The sequence below is a fragment of the Actinosynnema sp. NPDC059335 genome, assembly GCF_042752395.1.
In the GTDB taxonomy this organism is placed as follows: domain Bacteria; phylum Actinomycetota; class Actinomycetes; order Mycobacteriales; family Pseudonocardiaceae; genus Actinosynnema.
This window is the reverse complement of sequence record NZ_JBHYXZ010000007.1, coordinates 89,406-91,547: the sequence shown is the minus strand read 5'-3', so window position 1 is coordinate 91,547 and position 2,142 is coordinate 89,406. Positions and strand designations below refer to the sequence as shown.

The following is a 2,142-nucleotide window of genomic DNA, read 5'->3' as shown; positions in this document are numbered from 1 at the left end:
TTGGCTGCCCGCCCCCGCGCCCCCCGTGCCGCCGCGCGTCGGGGGCGGACCTCGCGGCGTTCCCTGTGGCGGGGGGGGGGCCCTGCTCGGGGCCCCCCCCCCTCCTCGTTTCCCCCGGCGAGGCGAGCCGGTCCGACCTCCGTCCTAACCGGACCGATTCGTTACCGAAATCCCCTGTGAGGTCCGGGTCTCCGTGGGTTAGCTTTCGGCGACCTTTCACCCAGGGGGGATCCCAGCATGTCTTTGTCCGTGCGCCCTGCCGCGCGAAGATTCCTCGCCCTCGGCGTCGCCGCGGCGCTCGCCGCGACGCTGTCCTCGACCGCGTACGCCCAGGACGCCGAATCGCCCGCCACCGCGACCGGCACGACCGAGGCGGCCGCGACGACCACCGCCGACGCGCCGCCCGCCGAGGCGGCGAACGACCGGTCCACGTCGACCACCACCTCGACCACGACGTCCACCACGACGTCGTCCCCGACGCCTCCCGGCGCGACGGCCGCGGTGCTGGACATCTCCGCCGCCGTGAGCGGCGGGCCGTACCTGGTCAACCAGCGCATCCCGGTCCAGGTGACCATCGCCAACCACGGCGACACCGACGCGACCGGCGTGAAGGCGGGCCAGTACTCCGTGTCCGGCTCGTACTTCTTCATCGGCTCCCAGGAGTGGGGCGACCTGTCCACGTGGCAGGGCGCGGGCATCACCGTGCCCGCCGGGCGGTCCGTCACGGTCACCGTGCACGGCGAGGCCCAGCAGTGGAACGGCGTCCCGCTGGCCCGGTTCTACATCCAGACGGGCAACGGGTGGGCCGACAGCTTCGACCTGGAGATCCCGCTGCGCGACCCGTCGTCGGTGAAGGACGCCGTCGCCGGGCTCGTCTACGGCGACCGCAACGGCAACGGCGCGCCCGACGCGGGCGAGGGCCTCGTCGGGGCCGAGGTGGCGCTCTACGCGTCCGGCGAGAGCGTCAAGACGACGACCGACGGCGAGGGCCGGTTCCGGATCGCCGACCTGCCGGTCCGCGTCTACTCGCTGTCCATCTCGAACGTGCCGGACGGCTGGGTCGTCGAGGGCGCGTACTCGTCGATCACCGTCGACGGGTCGGGGGCGGCCACGAACCTGGTGTACCGGGGCGTGCGGCCGTTGAGCGACGAGCTGTCCGCGGCCATGCGCTTCACGCAGGGCGAGTACCGCGTCGGCGACCGGGCCGTGGTCGAGGTGACGCTGACCAACCGCGGCGACACCGACATCACCGGCATCAAGGCGGGCTGCGACCGCAGCGGCGGCGAAGGGCCGGAGCTGCGCGACGTCGACCACGGCGAGCTGGGCTGGGACGCGGCCGGCGTGACGGTGCGGGCGGGCGAGACGCGCACGTTCACCTTCACCGGCAGCATCTCGGAAGAGACCGGCGAGTACGGCGGCGTGTCCTACCCGTGCGACTTCGGTCCCGGCGACGACCCCACCGGCCACCCGACGGCCGTCGCGTGGGCGCGGGTGCTCGGCGGCCAGCCCGCCGACACCTCCCTGGTCTTCTACCACGACCGTGACGGCGACCTGATCGGCCGCCCCGACGAGATGCTCGCGGACGTCGCCATCGGGCTGAAGGACGTGATCAGCGGGCGCGTCGTGGCCAAGGGCCGCACCGACGCCGAGGGCCGCGTGTCGTTCAAGAGCCTGACCCCGGGCCCGTACGAGGTGCGCGTCTACGGCCCGTGGAAGTTCTTCTACGGCGGTCCGTTCGTCATCTTCGTCGGCAGCTGCTACCACTGCCAGCAGGAGACCTGGATCAACCTCCTGCCGTCGTCCGTGTCGACGCCGGAGGAAGACGTGACCCCGGCCGACCCGGTGACGGGCGGCGAGACCCCGACCACCACCACGGCCGCTCCCGCCGTCGCGGCCCCGGCCGGCCCGGCCGCCGGGGGCGGCGACACCCTGGCGAACACCGGCGCGAGCGTCCTGGGCCTGCTCGGCCTGGGCGCGCTGGCCCTGCTGGCGGGCCTGGGAGCCCTCCGCCTGAGCCGGCGGCGCACGGCCTGACGCAGCACCGCGGGGGGGGACACACAACGCGCGCCCCCAACATCGAACCCCATGCACCTCACCAACAGTGCACAAAAAAACAGCACACCAGAACGCTCGGTGAACAAA

1 protein-coding gene is annotated in these 2,142 nt (G+C 73.2%); it reads left to right on the top strand.

Annotated elements, in window-relative coordinates; all coding sequences use genetic code 11:
- Positions 1-237 precede the first annotated feature (237 nt).
- Positions 238-2,034, top strand: coding sequence for a hypothetical protein (locus ACFXGA_RS03970; protein WP_378084149.1), 1,797 nt, complete (start codon positions 238-240; stop codon positions 2,032-2,034).
- The last annotated feature ends 108 nt before the right edge of the window (positions 2,035-2,142 follow it).